Raw genomic sequence first — 15,033 nt, forward strand, 5'->3', positions numbered from 1 at the left:
CTGTCCGGGTTCTCCTTTGCCGATACGCAGGTCAACGAGCCCATGATCCGCCAGCTCCATAGCGGGGACTTCATCGAGCGTGCTGAAAATGTCGTGCTGATCGGCGGTCCGGGAACCGGGAAAACCCACCTGGCGACCGCGCTGCCCATCCAGGCGATCACCCATCACCGCAAGAAGGCGCGCTTCTGGTCAACGTTCGACTTGGTCAATGCGCTCGAACAGGAAAAGACCGCCAACCGGGCCGGGCAGATTGCCGGCAGGCTGCTCCGCCTGGATCTCGTGATCCCTGATGAACTCGGTTATCTCCCCTTCAGCGCGTCTGGCGGCGCCCTGCTGTTCGATCTGCTCAGCCGCCTCTACGAGCGCACCAGTGTCATCATCACAACCAATCTGAGCTTCAGTGAATGGGGAGACGTCTTTGATGACCCAAAGATGACGACGGCGCTCCTCGATCGGCTAACCCATCACTGTCATATCATCGAGACAGGAAATAACAGCTACAGATTCCGAGCCAGCACTGCCGCGTCAAAAAACAGAAAGGACAGATCTTCTTCCCACCAGAAGGAGCCGGATGATGACAGAGTCCCTGTGCATTGCTGCAATCAGTCCCCTTCGCCAGCGCCTGCTTGATGACATGGCGGTGCGGCGGTTCTCCCGGGAGACGCAGCGCAATTACCTTCGCGATGTCGGCCGTTTCGCCACGTTTCTGGGCCGCTCACCCCATACGGCAACAGCCGAGGATGTACGCCAGTTCCAGATTGCGCAGAACGAGGATGGGATGCCGACACCGACCATGACTGTCATCGTGTCGGCCCTACGTTTTTTCTTCACCCGAACACTCGACTGCTCCGACCTCGCACGCAAGTTGGTCTGGGTGCGCATCCCCGCAACCTGCCTGTCGTGCTGAGCCGCGATAAGGTTGCCCGTCTGCTCAACGCGACCACTTGCCTCAAGCATCGGGTCGAACGGGGCAAAGGCTGACGATATCGCAACGCCATGCTTCCGGCAGACCTTCTGCCCCTGCTGCGGGAGTGGTGGAAGGCCGGACGCCAGCAGGGCGTGATGCATTCCAGTGGCTGGCTTTTTCCTGGGCGGGACACCATAAGGCCCATCAGCACACGGCAGCTCCATTGTGTGGTTGTCGATGCCGCGCGGGCTGCTTCGAGCACCAGACGTGCGGGGCCTCATACCTTGCGGCACAGCTTTGCCACGCACCGGCTTGAGGATGGTGTCGATATCCGCGTAATCCAGGTGCTGCCGGGTCATTCCCCTCTGGAGACCACGGCCCTTTATACAAAAGTTGCGACACGGACCGTGCGGGCCATCATCAGTCCGCTCGACAGGCTGGGCAAACTGTTCTGCCGCCTGTTCCTGACCCAGCTGCGCGCACTTTCCGATGCCGACCGGCTGGCCTTTTGGGGGCAGCTTGCCCCTCTGGCAGCCCGGCGTGCCTTTATGCGGTATCAGGCCCCTGTGCACAGCACGCGCTGGGTCGTCTACGCCAAACCACCATTTGCCGGTCCCAAAGCGGTACTGGCCTGTCTGTCGCGCTATACCCACTGTGTCGCCATCTCGAACCGCCGCCTCCTGGCGTTCAACGAAAACGGTGTGACGTTCCGCTACAAGGACTACCGGCGGGGCGCGGCCCACCAGCAGCAGAAGATCATGACACCCGCCACGGATGAGTTCATCCGCCGCTTCATGCTGCATGTCCTGCCACGGGTATTTCATCGCATCCGCGATTATGGCCTGCTGGCCAGTTCCAGCCGCAAGGCCAGCCTCGCCCGGATGCGGGAACTGCTGAATGTCATATCCACACCAACGCCAGAAGGCCCGAAAGCCGAACCGGTCACGCCACCGCCGTGCCCATACTGCGGTGGTCCGATGATCAACATCCAGATCCTTCCCCGATGGTGCCAGTCCCGAGAGCCGCACCGGGCGACTGATCCGGCCGGAGGATCACCATGACAGCCCGCAGAGGCCATAGCATGACCGATTCCGATGCCGGAGTGGCTCCGCTCCGGCAAACAGAGGTTCCTGTAAACATCACAGGAAAACCCGGAAAAATCGCTGTCTGCACCGCCAGTTCTGTCATCGCGTCATGCAGATCCGGTCATAAAAAACCCGTGCCAGTTCCACAAACACACCTGTATGCTCTGGCTCAGAGCTCTCCCCCCCGGGGGGGCGCCAGTTGCAAATTCCCCATAACTGAGACCCCGTATCGCGGGTTCGGTCTTTCCAGACTTTCGTACGCCTCGCGGCGCCCGAAACCCTTCATGAGAGCGGAATGTCTGCTTTCCGGTATGAACCCGCAGAAACAGACGTCTGCGCAAATCCCTGCTCGGTCTCAGGCTGCAGACACGAGGACCATTATTCGGCCCAGTAATTCATGTCATAGACATGCACGCTTAGCGCAAGATTTCGAGGGGCTTGCAGTAGCGCTGTATAAGGAGACAAATACATCTGATCGGAAACTTCGATTTTAGACTTGACGTCCTTATCCAGATCAATCGTTCCGTTGAAGCCAGAAATAAGCACAGACCCGTTTCCAGAGCCGCGATAGAGAAGGCAGCCAACCACACCAAGGTATACCTGACGTTGTTGCTGCACACTTAACACTCTAGCCGCTTCGTTTCTTAGATCTTCGAATGATGACTGAAAAGTGATATAACCGCCGTCGTTACTGGTTTCCTGAGGAAAGACGAGGTCGCCATCTGAATCAAAGTTTTTTGCGAAGTTTTTGCAGGCTTGCCTCGGATCCGGACCAGCCCCGATCACGTAAATTTTTGCGAAAAATTGCACATCCTCAGCTAACCCTAACCCCAGGTTTTTGTACGCTGGATGAGCATTAAATTTAAAGACAGATCCTATTTCATCAGAGTAAATTGAAATGGAAGTATCCGTAATGGATAATATTTTTAACCAAGGCCGGGTTTGGGAAAATAATGCGTCCTGCGCGATAGCGGTCTGTTTAGTAGATGCCATTGATTGAATGTGAGCTTCGCCTACTGCACGCCATGCATAAAAAGCACTAAATCCTCCTGCAATCGCGGCAATCATAGCGAAAACGAGCGATATTAACGCTATTACACGATCAATCGTCGACATAATACAAACATCCGTAAATTCGTTCTGCAGCCTTTTTTTAATAACACCTTCCGCTTACTGGAAGTCCGATAATTATAATTGACGCCCCGCAAGAGGACGAAAACAGTCGGTCGGACTTATCGTCTCACGGCCAAGTGTCTTCGACGAAAAACGAAATCTTTCGTTATTACACAGACTGATAATCAGACCATTCAACCTGGTCACGAAATCGACTGGGCGGACTGCCGAGAGTCTTACGGAATGCAAACGCAAACGCAGATGCCGTGGAATAACCAAGGGTATGTGTGACCTCTCCAACTGGCAAGCCTGATGCCAGCATGCCAACGGCGGCCTGCATCTGCACCTGTCGGCGATAGTGACTGAAGCTCATGCCGACCTCAGCTTCAAACAACCGGGCCAGCGTCCGGCTGCTGGCCCCAGCCACATCCTGCCATTCGGATAGTGACCGGCCATCCGCCGGGGAGGCCATCAGCGCATCCGTAACACGCCGCAGCCGTGCATCCGAAGGACGCGGTATACCCAGAGGTTCGGAGTGTGCCAACGCGATGTGGTCCAGCAGCACCGCCACTATGCGCGACGCCGGTGAAGGAACGGGATAATCTGCCGGGCATCTGGCAACCGCATCAATCAGTTCCTGCAACAGCGTTGTAAGGGCGATGATGCGACAGGCTGGCAGAAAATCCCGGCACATCTGCGGTGCAACCAGCACGGCACGCAGCCTGGTTTCCTTGGGGCTGTGAACGGCATGCACCACCCCCGGTGGCAGCAGGAGCGCCCGACCGGGCGGTACCAGCCACTGGTTATCTTCCGTCGTGACGCGGATTACGCCACGCGTGGTCGCCAAAAGCTGCCCGAGGTTAGTGTGACAATGAGGTTCGACATCCGCTGCTTCCACATGATGCTCCGCATGCACGCGCACTGGACGTAACTCTGTGGGAGGCGTGCGATCAGCAAGACTGCTGGCCTGCAGGGATCGGGATTGCTTCATCTGGCATATTTTCGACAGTTTATGGCATCCTGTCGAGCGCCGGATAAAAAATCAGCCTGTATAGCAGAGGGCATGACACGTTCCGCCAAAACGCTTCTGCCCTGGCTGATGATCTTCGGTGCCGGTATCTGCCTGCGTACCGGAATTGCGTCCCTCTCTCCCATCCTAGACCGGATCGAACGAACTCTTGCCATCTCCAACGCCGAACTGGGCTTGCTGACCACGCTTCCAGTCCTGTGCATGGGCGGCCTGTCTCCGCTTGGGCATATGCTGGAACGGCGACTTGGCCTGAAACGCTCCATGATAATGGCATTGGCGCTTCTGACGATCGTCCTGCTCCTTCGCCTCGATGGTGGCAGCTATGGACTGCTGCTTTTCACGGCCGTCGGGGTGGGCGTAGGCGACGCGATCATCCGGCCATTGCTGTCGGGTTTCATCAAGGGTGAGTTTGCCTCTCGCGCGCCTGCGGCCATGAGCGTCTATGCCGCCAGTATGGGCGTGGGATCGGCCGTGGCCGCTTTCGAAACGCCCCGCATCAGTGACGCCACCGGGAGCTGGCCGCTGGGTCTGGCTTTCTGGGCGCTTCCCACGGCACTCGCCGGGTTTTGCTGGATACTATGGCGTGAAGATATTGCTGCGCCTGCGCGCTCCGCGTCACAGCCCTCTCTCACGATCAGCCGGAGCGGCATTCTTGGACTGACGCTGTTCTTCGGTCTTCAGGCCGGGATCAATTACGTCGCAATAGCGTGGCTGCCGTCGCTGTATGGTGCCTTTGGATATTCCGACCATATGACAGGCTTCCTTGTCGCCATCATGATGCTGTTCCAGACGGGCATCAGTTTTGGCATGCATGTCATCATGCACGCTCTGAAACTTACAACCATCAAGGCCGCCCTGATTTTTTCCGGCCTCGCCATCCTGGGGTCACTTAGCCTGCTGCTCGCAAAGCCGGTGCCATGGCTGGCACCTTTAATGATCGGGATTGCGACAGGAGGCCTGTTCCCGATAGCGCTCCTCCAGCCTCTGGATTTCGCGCGCGACAGATCAGAGGCGACACGGCTGGCCGGGCTAACCCAGACGGGTGGCTATCTGCTTGGCGGTATCCTACCGTGGATTACAGGTTTGCTGATCGATCAGCTCGGCGTTGTCTCGGCGCTCCTGACGTTGCTGACTGGTAGCGCAGGCTTGCTTGCTGTGGTTACGGTGCTGATCCAGCGCACTTATCAGAAATGATACAGCCCGCCACGAATGTCTGCTTTCAGCTTCCTTCTGGAAATATCCGGGTATCCCGAATGAGGACAGACGCTATCTATCCGTTCGGGGTTACTTTGCGCGTCAGTGCTTTGGCGGAACAATTGCCAGTTGCGCCCGGACACTTGGACGCTCCTGCGTCCGCGCGAACCAGGCTAAAAGTGCTTCACACTCCTGCGGGATCGGCAATTCTACGGCTTTGGCGAATATAAAACCCCCGATGACTGCGATATCCGCCATCGAGAAAGTCTCACCAGCTATGAAAGGCTGTTTTCTCAGCACCCCATCAAAGTAATGCATCCCGCGCAGGGCCTTATCGCGCTGGCGCAGGCCCCATTCCCGGTTCTGGTAGACTTCCACATCGGGACCAAGACCGGGTGTGGCATGATGAAAATAGACGCTGATGGCATCCAGCATCTCGATCTCGGCACGTTTTGTCATCATCTGGATTACGCCCTTCTCAAGCGGCGTTCGACCGGTCAGCGTGGGTTCCCCGACAAGCGCATCAAGATAGACCGTGATCGCCGTACATTCAGCGAGGCAAATTCCATTGTCCAGTTCAAGAACTGGCAGCGTTCCAGAATAATTCTTGACGAGAAAACCAGGTGTCCTGTGTTCTCCCTTCCACAGGTTGATCGGCACAAATTCAACGTCGGATAGAAGATTCTTTTCCGCCAGAGCAATGCGGACACGGGCCGGATAGGGCCCGGTGGGCCAGTCATAAATTTTCATTGCAGCAGCCTTATTGGCATCGAAAGCGAAAATGTCAGGGGTCCGTCCGGACAATCCCCCCGGCCTCTCGGCACTGGAACGGTGACTGTCCGGGGTCCCTCCCCTACCGCGATGACTGAAACGCCTTGCGGCCTTCTGAATTTAATGCCGCGAAATCTTCATCGGACAGTGTGATGCTGGCAGCAGCGACATTCTGCTCCAGATGCGCGACCTTCGAGGTGCCGGGGATTGGCAGCATCACCGGGCTGCGTTTCAGGACCCATGCCAGTGCGATCTGGCTCGGGTGTGCGCCGTATTTGCCTGCCATGGTGTCCAGAATTGAGCCGGGCTTCGCGAGGTCACCGGCGGCGAGCGGAAACCAGGGGATGAACCCGATATTCTGCGCGGCGCAGTAGTCGAGCACGTCCTCGCTGGTGCGATCGACGAGATTGTAGCGGTTCTGGACGGTGGCTACGTCAAAGAACTTTGACGCAGCCTTGATGTCATCGACAGAAACCTCACTCAGTCCTGCATGCCGGATCAGTTTCTGGTCGATGAAGGATCTGACCGCATCGAACTGCTCATCGGCCGGGACCTTGGGATCGATCCGGTGCAACTGCCACAGATCGATCTGTTCGACGCCGAGGTTACGCAGGCTCTTGTGCACCTGCTGCAGCAGGTATTCCGGCCGCCCGACCGGCTTCCAGATGTCCGGCCCTGACCGGGTCAGACCACCCTTGGTCGCGATCACAAGGCCCTTGCGGTACGGGTGCAGCGCCTCCCTGATCAGCCATTCCGAGACATCCGGCCCGTAGGAATCTGCCGTATCGATGAAGTTGACGCCGAGTTCGGGAAGGCGCCTCAGCGTGTGGATGGCCTCGCCGTGATCGACAGGCGGTCCCCAGATGCCCGGGCCTGTGATGCGCATCGCGCCAAAGCCAAGCCGGTGGACGGCGAGATCGCCGCCGATCGTGAAAGTGCCCGCATTGGCGGCATGAGCGGATGAATGGGTCATGGTCCTCATTCCTTTTTTCCAGCGAATGGGTGGGGATCAGTCATTCCGTCAGGCTGCAAAGCCGCCATCAATGTTGTATGCAGCCCCCGTGATGATGCCAGCCTCGGGCCCAGCAAGATACGCGACCAGCCCCGCGATCTCCGCGCCCGTGGCATGGCGCTTGATCGCCATGAAGTCGTGCATCACGTCCTTCAGCGGCCCATCGGCAGGGTTCATGTCGGTATCGGTAGGGCCGGGCTGGACAACGTTGACGGTAATATTGCGCGCGCCGAAATCACGCGCCAGTCCCTTGACCATGCCTTTCAGTGCCGCCTTGCTGGCGCTGTAAGCGGCAAGGCCAGTCATCGGCATCCGGTCTGCATTGGCGGAGCCGATCAGGATGATGCGGCCGCCGTCGGGCATGGTCCGTGCGGCGGCAACCGCCGCGTGATAAGGCGCGTGGGTATTGATGCGGAAAAGCCGGTCGATGGCATCCGGCGGCATGTCCAGCGGATCACCCGCGCCAAGAATTCCGGAATTGACGACCAGCACGTCCAAGGGGCCGAGCGAGTTGATCAGCGCGATGAGGGCATCCCGGTCGCCACTGTCAGCACGCATGGCCCTGCTTCCGGTCTCGGCCGCCAATGCCTGGGCGTCGTCAGGCGAGGACAGATACGTGAAAACGACTTTCGCGCCATCCGTTGCGAAGCGACGCACGATGGCGGCGCCAATCCCGCGACTGCCGCCCAGCACGAGAACGGATTTACCATGAAAGCTGGTCATGACCGTGTTTCCCTTAACGCCAGAATTTCCGCCAGCCGTTCGAAGGCTGGCTGGTAGATGTGTGTCGGCATCCGGGCCTCCATGCTGGCTGCGTGTTCGGCAGCCGCTTCGAACTGGCCGCGCCAGCGGATAAACATGCGATCGCCATCCGTTATGGGCAGAAGCGTGATGGTCGAGCGGTAGTTCCGGATCGGCAGAGCCGATTCAATGATCGAGAACGTCACCGCATGATCCACGTCCGACAGCGCCAGAAGCTGTTCACAGATCACACCGACATCGCCCATTTCAACACGGCGGATTGCGCCGACACGGTCCCCGGGATCATCGCCTTCGATCACGCAGCTTTTCACACCCGGCAACCAATTTCCAAGGGCACCAAAATCACGGATCAGCCCCCAGACGGACGAAACGGGTGCATTGATGACGCTGCTGGCCATAACGTTAATCATACGGATTCTCCCTGCCCTTTTCTGTGTGGGATCAAAGTGACTGGCCTCCCGTTACTTCAATGCGCTGGCCGTTCACCCAGTGCATGTCGTCGGACAGGAGGCCACGGACCGCCGCCCCAATGTCGTCGGGCTGGCCGACGCGCCCCAGCGGCGTGATCTCCGCGAGGCTTTTGTTAACCGTGGCATCATCACGGACCAGACCGCCGCCAAAGTCCGAGGCCACCGCGCCGGGGGCGACCGCATTGACCGTAATGCCCCGCGCGCCCAGTTCCTTTGCCATATAGAGCGAGATGACTTCGGTTGCGGCTTTCATGGCTGCGTAAGGACCATGATCCGGCAGATAGAAGCGCGTCGCGGCAGAGGTGATGTTGAGAATGCGGGCACCATCACGGATCAGCGGAAGAAGTGCTACCGTCAGCAGGTACGGACCCTTGAAGTGGATATTGTACTGATTGTCGAGCTGTTCGGACGTTGCGGCGTCGAAGCGGGTGTGGATGATGTTGCCGGCGTTCTGGACAACATAATTCAGCCCCCCCCGCCCGAACCCGCTTGCAAGAAGGGCTTTGACCCGCCCTGCAAACTCCGTGAACGACGCATGGTTCGCGATGTCCAGTTGCAGCATACGCAGCTTTGCGTCCTCGTGGCTGAGGGCGGTTTCGGCTGCTTTCGCCTCGTCTTCATTAGCGTGATAAGTGCCGATCACGCTGATGCCGACGGCCGTCAGATGCCTGGCGATACTGTAGCCGATGCCGCGATTGGCGCCCGTGACAAAGGCGATTTTTGATGTGCTCATGATCGGATTCCTTGAGGAGACATGGCGTTGTGTTCCGTAAACGCCACTTCCATACCAATCGATCCATAATAGGGACACGAAGCAGGGTCAAGGATTTGTGGACCGACCGATATGGAATTTCGTGCCGGGTCCGGATCGTCTCGCCGCTGTCAGTCCGTCAGCTTTTTCTCAGGCCGCTTTGCTGTTCCCCGTTTCACCGCGTTGATATCCCATAATGTCAGCACAGATGTGACAGCCGCATCCAGAGTGTCCGGACGCATCCCGTCCCGGGCTTCGCATGTCATGCCGTGGAAGAAAGTCGTGAGAATATCGGGCAGCACATCTGTCGCCGGGGATGCGTTCAATTCACCATTGGCAATGGCGCGCTCTACACAGGCCCTGATGCCGGTGCGCGTGCGCTGTCGTTCCGCCGCAAGAAGCGCCTGAACAGGTTCGTTTTCAGGTGAGCAGTTGCTGGCACCGCACACGACCAGGCACCCGGTCGGATGGGTGCGGGCAGACTGCATGCGCGCCGAGCCGCGCAACGTCCGTTCGATGGCCTCGCGCGGGGGCAGGCTTTCATCCCATAACGGCGCCATAACCTGCCCGTATGTGGCCAGATAACGCTGCACGACTTCGCGAAACAGGGCTTCCTTCGAGCCGAAGGCGGCATAGAAACTCGCAGGCGAGATATTGCCCATGCAGGACTTGAGCTGCGTCAGGGAGGTCGGCTCATACCCCTGCGCCCAAAAGAGCGCCGTGGCGGCGTCAATCGCCCTGTCGCGGTCAAACTCACGGGGACGCCCAGTCCGCGCCATGTCATCGTTCCTTCCGAAAGACTTCCATATTAAGTGATCCATAAGTGATTGCCAAGGCTGCTATCGCCCTATATATGTATCAAACGATCCATATATGAGCACCCCATGAACCCGACCATCACAGTGCCCACGCAAAAAAACGACGCACGCCTTCCGATTGCCGGCCTGCTCGCGCTGGCCATGACCGGCTTCATCTGCATCATGACCGAAACCCTGCCGGCAGGTCTGTTGCCCGAGATTGGCGCGGGTCTGCATATTTCCCCGGCGCTCGCCGGGCAGATGGTGACGGCCTATGCCATAGGCTCGCTGAGTGCGGCGATCCCGCTCACACTCGTCACGCAGCGATGGCGGCGCAGGCGGGTCCTCCTGCTGGCGATCATAGGCTTCGTGGTGTTCAATTCCATCACCGCGTTTTCGACGCATTACGGCACGACCCTTGTGGTCCGGTACGGAGCGGGTGCTGCGGCGGGTCTCGCCTGGGCATTGCTGGCAGGGTATGCGCGCCGGATGGTCACGCGCGCCCAGCAAGGGCGTGCTTTGGCCATCGCCATGGTGGGCACGCCGATCGCACTCTCGCTGGGGGTTCCCGCCGGGACATGGTTGGGCGCTGCCGTTGGCTGGCGGCTGGCTTTCTGGATCATGTCGGGCCTGACCGTGCTGCTGATCGCATGGGTGCTGGCGAAGGTTCCTGATTTTCCGGGTGCTGCGCATGATGAGCGTCTGCCGTTCCGGCATGTTCTGTACATGCCGGGCGTGCGGTCTGTTCTGGGCGTGGTGATGGCGTGGATGCTCGCGCACAATGTTCTCTATACCTACATCGTGCCATTCGTGACACCGGCCGGACTGGCGGGACAGGCAGATCGCATCCTGCTGCTGTTCGGGGTCGCTGCCCTTGTCGGCATCTGGCTGACCAGCCGCACGGTCGATCACGCCCTGCGTCTGTCTGTTCTGCTCAGCCTCGCCATATTCGCGGTCGTGGCAGGGGCTTTCGCCATCGGATCAGCGTCGCCTGCGGTGATTATGATCGGTGTCACGATATGGGGGCTGACATTCGGCGGGGCCGCGACGTTGCTCCAAACAGCACTGGCCGATGCGGCCGGCGATGGTGCGGACGTCGCGCTGTCGATGAATGTCGTGGCGTGGAACAGTGCCATCGCCGGCGGGGGCCTTCTGGGTGGCGTGCTGCTCGACACATGGGGGGCGGCATCGTTCCCCTGGGCGGTGATGGGGCTTGTCGCTGTCGGCTTCCTGATCGCCTGGCAGGCCCGGTCCCATGGGTTTCGACCCGGCCACCAGCTCGGGCATGAAAGCTAAGGATGCAATGGGGGTGTCAAAGGCGTCCTTCTCTTCTACCCTGTGTGGGGCTATCGCTTTCACCATCACTTTTAACCCTGCTCAACCATACGGAACTTATCCATGTCACGACCGCCATTCCCGCCCTTTGATATTGAAAGTGCGACACGCAAGGTCCGGCTTGCCGAAGATGCCTGGAATTCCCGGAACCCGGAACAGGTGGCGCAGGCCTATACAGTGGATAGCCAATGGCGCAACCGGGTGGAATTAATCCATGGGCGCGATCAGATCGTGGCCTTCCTGACACGCAAATGGAACGGGGAGCGCGAATACCGCCTGATCAAGGAACTCTGGGGTTTCCGCAATAACCGCATGGCTGTCCGTTTTGCCTATGAATGGCATGATGATGCGGGTCGGTGGTTCCGGTCCTATGGCAATGAACTGTGGGAATTCGATACCGCCGGGCTTATGCGCCGCCGGGTCGCATCGATCAATGACCTGCCGATAGAGGCCGGAGACCGACTGTTCCATTGGCCTGCGGGAAGACGCCCCGACGATCATCCGGGGCTGTCCGACCTTGGACTTTAATGTCCTGAAAGAAATTGCTCTCGCCAAAGTTCTTTCCCGCTTATCAACAAAACGGCACGCCCTTACAGGGCGTGTTTTAACATCCCATATGAACTTGAGTGGCTGGAGTTCTGGTGATGTTGAATGTCATGAAGGGTCTGACAGACCTTGAGTTCGAGCGTCTCTACAGCACGGAAGAGGTCTGTATCGAGGCGTTGATGGTGGCGCGTCGGGAGGCTGGGATGGCCTGCCCGTCCTGCAGTCACACCCGCAATTATCTTTGTGGCCGCCGGGTAGGCTGCACATGCTGCAATCGTCGCTGGTCGGTCACGGCCGGCACGGTGATGAGTGGCACGAAACTTCCGCTCACGATCTGGTTCCGGGCCATGCACATCATGACCAGTACCAAACAAGGTGTCTCGGCCATCGAACTGGGGCGTCGGCTAGGCGTGAGTTATCCGACGGCGTGGTATCTCGCCAAACGCCTGCGCCGCGCCATGACCGAACGTGAAGCCCGTTATCTTCTCGGTGGTTCAGGTCCGGACGGTGCCCCCGTCGTGGTCGAGGCAGACGATGTCTATCTGGGTGGCGAGCGAAACCAGGGCTCGGGTCCGGGAGGCAAGACCAGGATGATCGCCGCGACCGAGCGGTATGAGGGCGGCCGTATGGGCCATGTCGCCATGCGGACGGTGGTCGGCTTCACCAGCAGGGCGGTGCGGGCATTCGCCGATACCTGCCTCATGCCAGCCGTCAGGGTTCATACCGACGGCCTGAAGGCTTTTCTGGCCTTCGGCACACCTGCCAGATCCCATGTGGTCACTGTCAGCGGCAGCAAACGCCCCTCCCGACAGCGCACCGCGCCCTTCCACGGCCTCAACACCGCCATTGCCAATCTGAGCACGGCCCTCAAGGCAACGCATAAGGCCATCGCCCCGCAGCACACATCCGATTATCTCGGCGCCTTCTGCTGGACCACCAATCGAAGACACAACATGTTCGGTATGATCCCGGCCGCATGCCGCGCCGTCGCGACGTCTTCAATCCTCACGCGCCGACGTGCATATGCCGAAATTCCCGTGCTGCTTGGTTGATAAGCGGGAAGTTCTTTCATGATTCCGACCCTCACCATCCCTGTTCGGTGGGCAGAACAAACAGTTCTGCGACATCCATTCGGGATGGTGCGTTCAGCGCAAACAGGATCGTGTCAGCGATGTCTTCGCCTTCCAGATAGGTCATGGAAGCAGCCAGATCATCCATCTGCTTGCGGTAAGTGGCATCTGTAATCTGCTCGTACAGTTCCGACTTCACGGCACCCGGTTGAATGCAGGTGACGCGGATATTGTGCTTTGGCCCGATCTCCATCCTGAGTCCATCGGAGAACGCTGCGACGGCGGCCTTGGTGGCGCAATACACGGCCAGACCGGTAAAGACTTTCCGGCCCGCAATCGAGGACATGTTGAAGATATGGCCCGAATGCTGTGCGATCATCTGTGGAAGAACCGCCGCCACTGCATTGAGGACACCAGACACGTTTACGTCCACCATACGCTGCCATTCATCCACTTTCAGGCTGTCAACGTTGGACAGGGGCATCAGGCCCGCGTTGTTGACCAGCACATCAATCCTGCCGAACCGGGCGATGAGGAAATCTGCCGCAGCCTTGCATGACGCCAGATCTGTCACGTCGGTTGGAAGGGCAACGGCTTTGCCGCCTACCCCGGTGATTTCCGTCACCAGTGCGTCCAGACGGTCCTTGCGCCGTGCTGCCAGACCGACAATAACGCCTTCTGTCGCAAGTTTGCGTGCTGTTGCCGCGCCTATCCCGCTGGAGGCTCCGGTAACAAGAGCGACCTTACCTTTGATACTCATGATAATCTCCACACAATCTGTTTAAAAAGATCAGAAAACATGTAGAGACTACGGGAACTGGCTTCTCTCGTACTCTTGCTGAAACCATTGTGATTTTGCGATTTTGTAAGTTGATCGGGACAATTCACGGCACGGCTGAAAGGTAAACCGGATGTTGCATCCGCATCGTTCTTCGCTGCATGCCGCCAGTTATGCCCTGGAGGACCGTATTCCGGGCCGAAAGATCGCGCAAAGCCAGGGAGGGGCATGGAAAGAGGCAGAGGCGCAGATATTCCACCGACCGCAACACGAAGATGAAGTGCTGGTCCCGGCCGTGGCCGAGCCCTTACTTGTCTGGATCATCTCGGGAGAAGCGCAGATCGAGGAACGAGAACTGACCGGTGAATGGACGAAAAGTGAGGTCGGATCGGGATCATTCTTCCTGACACAGACCAATGCGCCTTATCTCATGCGCTGGCAGGCCGATCCGGACCGTCCGTTTGAAGTCCTGCATCTTTATCTGGGGCTTACTCTGGTGAACCGGGCCGCCCGATCGTTGGAGCTGAATCCATCACGGCTCTCCATGTGCGACATTTCCGGTGTGCAGGACGCATTCATATCTGGCGTGCTGACAGGCCTTACGGCCGAGATCCAGACGCCTCATTCGGCCAGTTCGCTATTTGTGAATGGACTTCTGGAAAGTCTGACCGTCCATCTTCTACGTCATTATGCACAGACACAGCCTTCGCTCACGTCCAGACCCGCACAACTGCCAGCGTGGAAGCTACGTAAGGCGCTGGATCATATGGAGGCCCATCTCGCCGAACCGTTCGACCTCGATTTTCTGGCCAAGTTGTGCGGGATGAGTCGGTTTCATTTCAGCCGGTCATTTCACAACACCATGGGGCAAAGCCCGTCACGCTGGTTTATCCGGCGGCGTGTGGACCATGCGAAGGAGCTTCTGTCACAGACCAACAGGTCCATCATCGAGATCGCCCTGACCAGTGGCTATGAGAGTGCGAGCCATTTTGCACAGATGTTTCGCAGGGAAACCGGCATCAGTCCACGCGACTTCAGGAAGCTATGATGAAGACGGATAAGGCGGCTATTTACCTCCCTGCTTTAAATTCCTTGACCAGATAGCAGTTAAGGCAGACCTAAAAGGTCGCCTTTAGCAGCCTGTCGGGTTGGGGTACCCAGTGAAGGGGTAAGGTTGTAAGGTGGTGAGATGAGCAGCTTCATCCCGTTTGACCGGTCTCAGTCGTATCTTCTGCCGCCTGATCTGAAGTCGTGGCTTCCTGCTGACGATATGGCGCATTTCATTGTCGCAGCCGTCGAGCGGGTTCCGATGCGTGCGTTCTGCGTGCCAGCGCGCACGGGTGGCAAGGCACAGTACCATCCGCGTCTGATGCTGGCCCTTCTGATCTTCAGCTATGCGAACGGGTTGTTTT

Annotated in this window: 16 protein-coding genes and 3 pseudogenes; 10 read left to right on the forward strand and 9 right to left on the reverse strand. The window is 58.5% G+C overall.

All coding sequences use genetic code 11. From position 1 onward, the window contains the following. From istB to GEU01_RS27785, 4 genes and pseudogenes are all read left to right on the forward strand, one after another. A partial coding sequence (gene istB, locus GEU01_RS23000; RefSeq protein ID WP_019086841.1) for an IS21-like element helper ATPase IstB occupies nucleotides 1-630 on the forward strand: 630 nt, incomplete at its 5' end. After that, nucleotides 572-907 (forward strand): phage integrase N-terminal SAM-like domain-containing protein, encoded by a 336-nt coding sequence (locus GEU01_RS27580; protein ID WP_232272577.1) that lies wholly within the window; start codon nucleotides 572-574, stop codon nucleotides 905-907. The genes istB and GEU01_RS27580, both read left to right, overlap by 59 nt. Before the next feature lie 89 nt (nucleotides 908-996). Then, a pseudogene (locus GEU01_RS27780) lies at nucleotides 997-1,245 on the forward strand (tyrosine-type recombinase/integrase); the annotation flags it as partial. 93 nt (nucleotides 1,246-1,338) lie between these two features. Next, nucleotides 1,339-1,968 (forward strand): annotated as a pseudogene (locus GEU01_RS27785) (IS91 family transposase); the annotation flags it as partial. Nucleotides 1,969-2,370: 402 nt separating this feature from the next. Here GEU01_RS27785 and GEU01_RS15780 read toward each other — a convergent pair. Further along, complete coding sequence (locus tag GEU01_RS15780) at nucleotides 2,371-3,108, reverse strand: hypothetical protein (protein WP_232272578.1); 738 nt, start codon at nucleotides 3,106-3,108, stop codon at nucleotides 2,371-2,373. A 166-nt stretch (nucleotides 3,109-3,274) separates the two neighbouring features. After that, nucleotides 3,275-4,003 carry an AraC family transcriptional regulator gene (locus GEU01_RS15785; RefSeq protein ID WP_081499993.1) on the reverse strand — a complete coding sequence of 243 codons (729 nt, stop codon included), beginning with the start codon at nucleotides 4,001-4,003 and terminating at the stop codon, nucleotides 3,275-3,277. A 165-nt stretch (nucleotides 4,004-4,168) separates the two neighbouring features. Here GEU01_RS15785 and GEU01_RS15795 point away from each other — a divergent pair, with 165 nt between their 5' ends. Next, nucleotides 4,169-5,329, forward strand: a complete 1,161-nt coding sequence (locus tag GEU01_RS15795; protein WP_019086845.1) for an MFS transporter — start codon at nucleotides 4,169-4,171, stop codon at nucleotides 5,327-5,329. A 102-nt stretch (nucleotides 5,330-5,431) separates the two neighbouring features. Here GEU01_RS15795 and GEU01_RS15800 read toward each other — a convergent pair whose 3' ends face one another. From GEU01_RS15800 to GEU01_RS15825, 6 genes are all read right to left on the reverse strand, one after another. Then, nucleotides 5,432-6,079, reverse strand: a complete 648-nt coding sequence (locus GEU01_RS15800) for a glutathione S-transferase (protein WP_019086846.1) — start codon at nucleotides 6,077-6,079, stop codon at nucleotides 5,432-5,434. A gap of 103 nt (nucleotides 6,080-6,182) precedes the next feature. Beyond that, on the reverse strand, nucleotides 6,183-7,073 hold the full coding sequence (locus GEU01_RS15805; protein ID WP_019086847.1) for an aldo/keto reductase: 891 nt from the start codon (nucleotides 7,071-7,073) through the stop codon (nucleotides 6,183-6,185). 48 nt (nucleotides 7,074-7,121) lie between these two features. Then, entirely contained in the window at nucleotides 7,122-7,835 is a 714-nt protein-coding gene (bdcA, locus tag GEU01_RS15810; protein ID WP_019086848.1) for an SDR family oxidoreductase, read from the reverse strand. Further along, a complete protein-coding gene (locus GEU01_RS15815) occupies nucleotides 7,832-8,284 on the reverse strand; it encodes an SRPBCC family protein (RefSeq protein ID WP_010517516.1) in 453 nt (150 codons plus the stop codon). Before GEU01_RS15815 ends, bdcA begins: the two co-directional genes overlap by 4 nt. Nucleotides 8,285-8,315: 31 nt before the next feature. Beyond that, nucleotides 8,316-9,077, reverse strand: a complete 762-nt coding sequence (locus tag GEU01_RS15820) for an SDR family NAD(P)-dependent oxidoreductase (protein WP_010517518.1) — start codon at nucleotides 9,075-9,077, stop codon at nucleotides 8,316-8,318. A 149-nt stretch (nucleotides 9,078-9,226) separates the two neighbouring features. Next, a complete protein-coding gene (locus GEU01_RS15825; protein ID WP_010517522.1) occupies nucleotides 9,227-9,874 on the reverse strand; it encodes a TetR/AcrR family transcriptional regulator in 648 nt (215 codons plus the stop codon). 105 nt (nucleotides 9,875-9,979) lie between these two features. Here GEU01_RS15825 and GEU01_RS15830 point away from each other — a divergent pair, with 105 nt between their 5' ends. The 3 genes from GEU01_RS15830 to GEU01_RS15840 all read left to right on the forward strand — a co-directional run bounded on the left by GEU01_RS15830 (nucleotide 9,980) and on the right by GEU01_RS15840 (nucleotide 12,825). Next, a complete protein-coding gene (locus tag GEU01_RS15830; RefSeq protein WP_019086850.1) occupies nucleotides 9,980-11,188 on the forward strand; it encodes an MFS transporter in 1,209 nt (402 codons plus the stop codon). Nucleotides 11,189-11,290: 102 nt separating this feature from the next. Then, the gene (locus GEU01_RS15835) at nucleotides 11,291-11,755 is read left to right on the forward strand and encodes a nuclear transport factor 2 family protein (RefSeq protein WP_019086851.1); all 465 of its coding nucleotides are present in this window, start codon (nucleotides 11,291-11,293) and stop codon (nucleotides 11,753-11,755) included. A 98-nt stretch (nucleotides 11,756-11,853) separates the two neighbouring features. Continuing rightward, complete coding sequence (locus tag GEU01_RS15840) at nucleotides 11,854-12,825, forward strand: IS1595 family transposase (protein WP_110507624.1); 972 nt, start codon at nucleotides 11,854-11,856, stop codon at nucleotides 12,823-12,825. Nucleotides 12,826-12,856: 31 nt separating this feature from the next. Here GEU01_RS15840 and GEU01_RS15845 read toward each other — a convergent pair whose 3' ends face one another. Then, nucleotides 12,857-13,603: an SDR family oxidoreductase gene (locus GEU01_RS15845; protein WP_042710900.1), complete on the reverse strand. Its 747-nt coding sequence runs from the start codon at nucleotides 13,601-13,603 to the stop codon at nucleotides 12,857-12,859. A 151-nt stretch (nucleotides 13,604-13,754) separates the two neighbouring features. On the opposite strand from GEU01_RS15845, the gene GEU01_RS15850 reads away from it, so the two are divergent. Next, on the forward strand, nucleotides 13,755-14,669 hold the full coding sequence (locus GEU01_RS15850; protein WP_010518361.1) for a helix-turn-helix domain-containing protein: 915 nt from the start codon (nucleotides 13,755-13,757) through the stop codon (nucleotides 14,667-14,669). A 141-nt stretch (nucleotides 14,670-14,810) separates the two neighbouring features. Next, nucleotides 14,811-15,033: pseudogene (locus tag GEU01_RS15855) on the forward strand (IS5/IS1182 family transposase); the annotation flags it as partial.

Origin of the sequence: Komagataeibacter europaeus LMG 18890 (assembly GCF_000285295.1) — a bacterium.
Classification (GTDB): Bacteria; Pseudomonadota; Alphaproteobacteria; order Acetobacterales; family Acetobacteraceae; genus Komagataeibacter; species Komagataeibacter europaeus.

What these genes read in the sequence shown, in the direction of transcription:
- GEU01_RS27580 (WP_232272577.1), top strand. Translation starts at nt 572, where the DNA reads ATGATGACAGAGTCCCTGTGCATTGCTGCAATCAGTCCCCTTCGCCAG.
- GEU01_RS15780 (WP_232272578.1), bottom strand. Translation starts at nt 3,108, where the DNA reads ATGTCGACGATTGATCGTGTAATAGCGTTAATATCGCTCGTTTTCGCT.
- GEU01_RS15795 (WP_019086845.1), top strand. Translation starts at nt 4,169, where the DNA reads ATGACACGTTCCGCCAAAACGCTTCTGCCCTGGCTGATGATCTTCGGT.
- GEU01_RS15800 (WP_019086846.1), bottom strand. Translation starts at nt 6,079, where the DNA reads ATGAAAATTTATGACTGGCCCACCGGGCCCTATCCGGCCCGTGTCCGC.
- GEU01_RS15805 (WP_019086847.1), bottom strand. Translation starts at nt 7,073, where the DNA reads ATGACCCATTCATCCGCTCATGCCGCCAATGCGGGCACTTTCACGATC.
- bdcA (WP_019086848.1), bottom strand. Translation starts at nt 7,835, where the DNA reads ATGACCAGCTTTCATGGTAAATCCGTTCTCGTGCTGGGCGGCAGTCGC.
- GEU01_RS15815 (WP_010517516.1), bottom strand. Translation starts at nt 8,284, where the DNA reads ATGATTAACGTTATGGCCAGCAGCGTCATCAATGCACCCGTTTCGTCC.
- GEU01_RS15820 (WP_010517518.1), bottom strand. Translation starts at nt 9,077, where the DNA reads ATGAGCACATCAAAAATCGCCTTTGTCACGGGCGCCAATCGCGGCATC.
- GEU01_RS15825 (WP_010517522.1), bottom strand. Translation starts at nt 9,874, where the DNA reads ATGGCGCGGACTGGGCGTCCCCGTGAGTTTGACCGCGACAGGGCGATT.
- GEU01_RS15830 (WP_019086850.1), top strand. Translation starts at nt 9,980, where the DNA reads ATGAACCCGACCATCACAGTGCCCACGCAAAAAAACGACGCACGCCTT.
- GEU01_RS15835 (WP_019086851.1), top strand. Translation starts at nt 11,291, where the DNA reads ATGTCACGACCGCCATTCCCGCCCTTTGATATTGAAAGTGCGACACGC.
- GEU01_RS15845 (WP_042710900.1), bottom strand. Translation starts at nt 13,603, where the DNA reads ATGAGTATCAAAGGTAAGGTCGCTCTTGTTACCGGAGCCTCCAGCGGG.
- GEU01_RS15850 (WP_010518361.1), top strand. Translation starts at nt 13,755, where the DNA reads ATGTTGCATCCGCATCGTTCTTCGCTGCATGCCGCCAGTTATGCCCTG.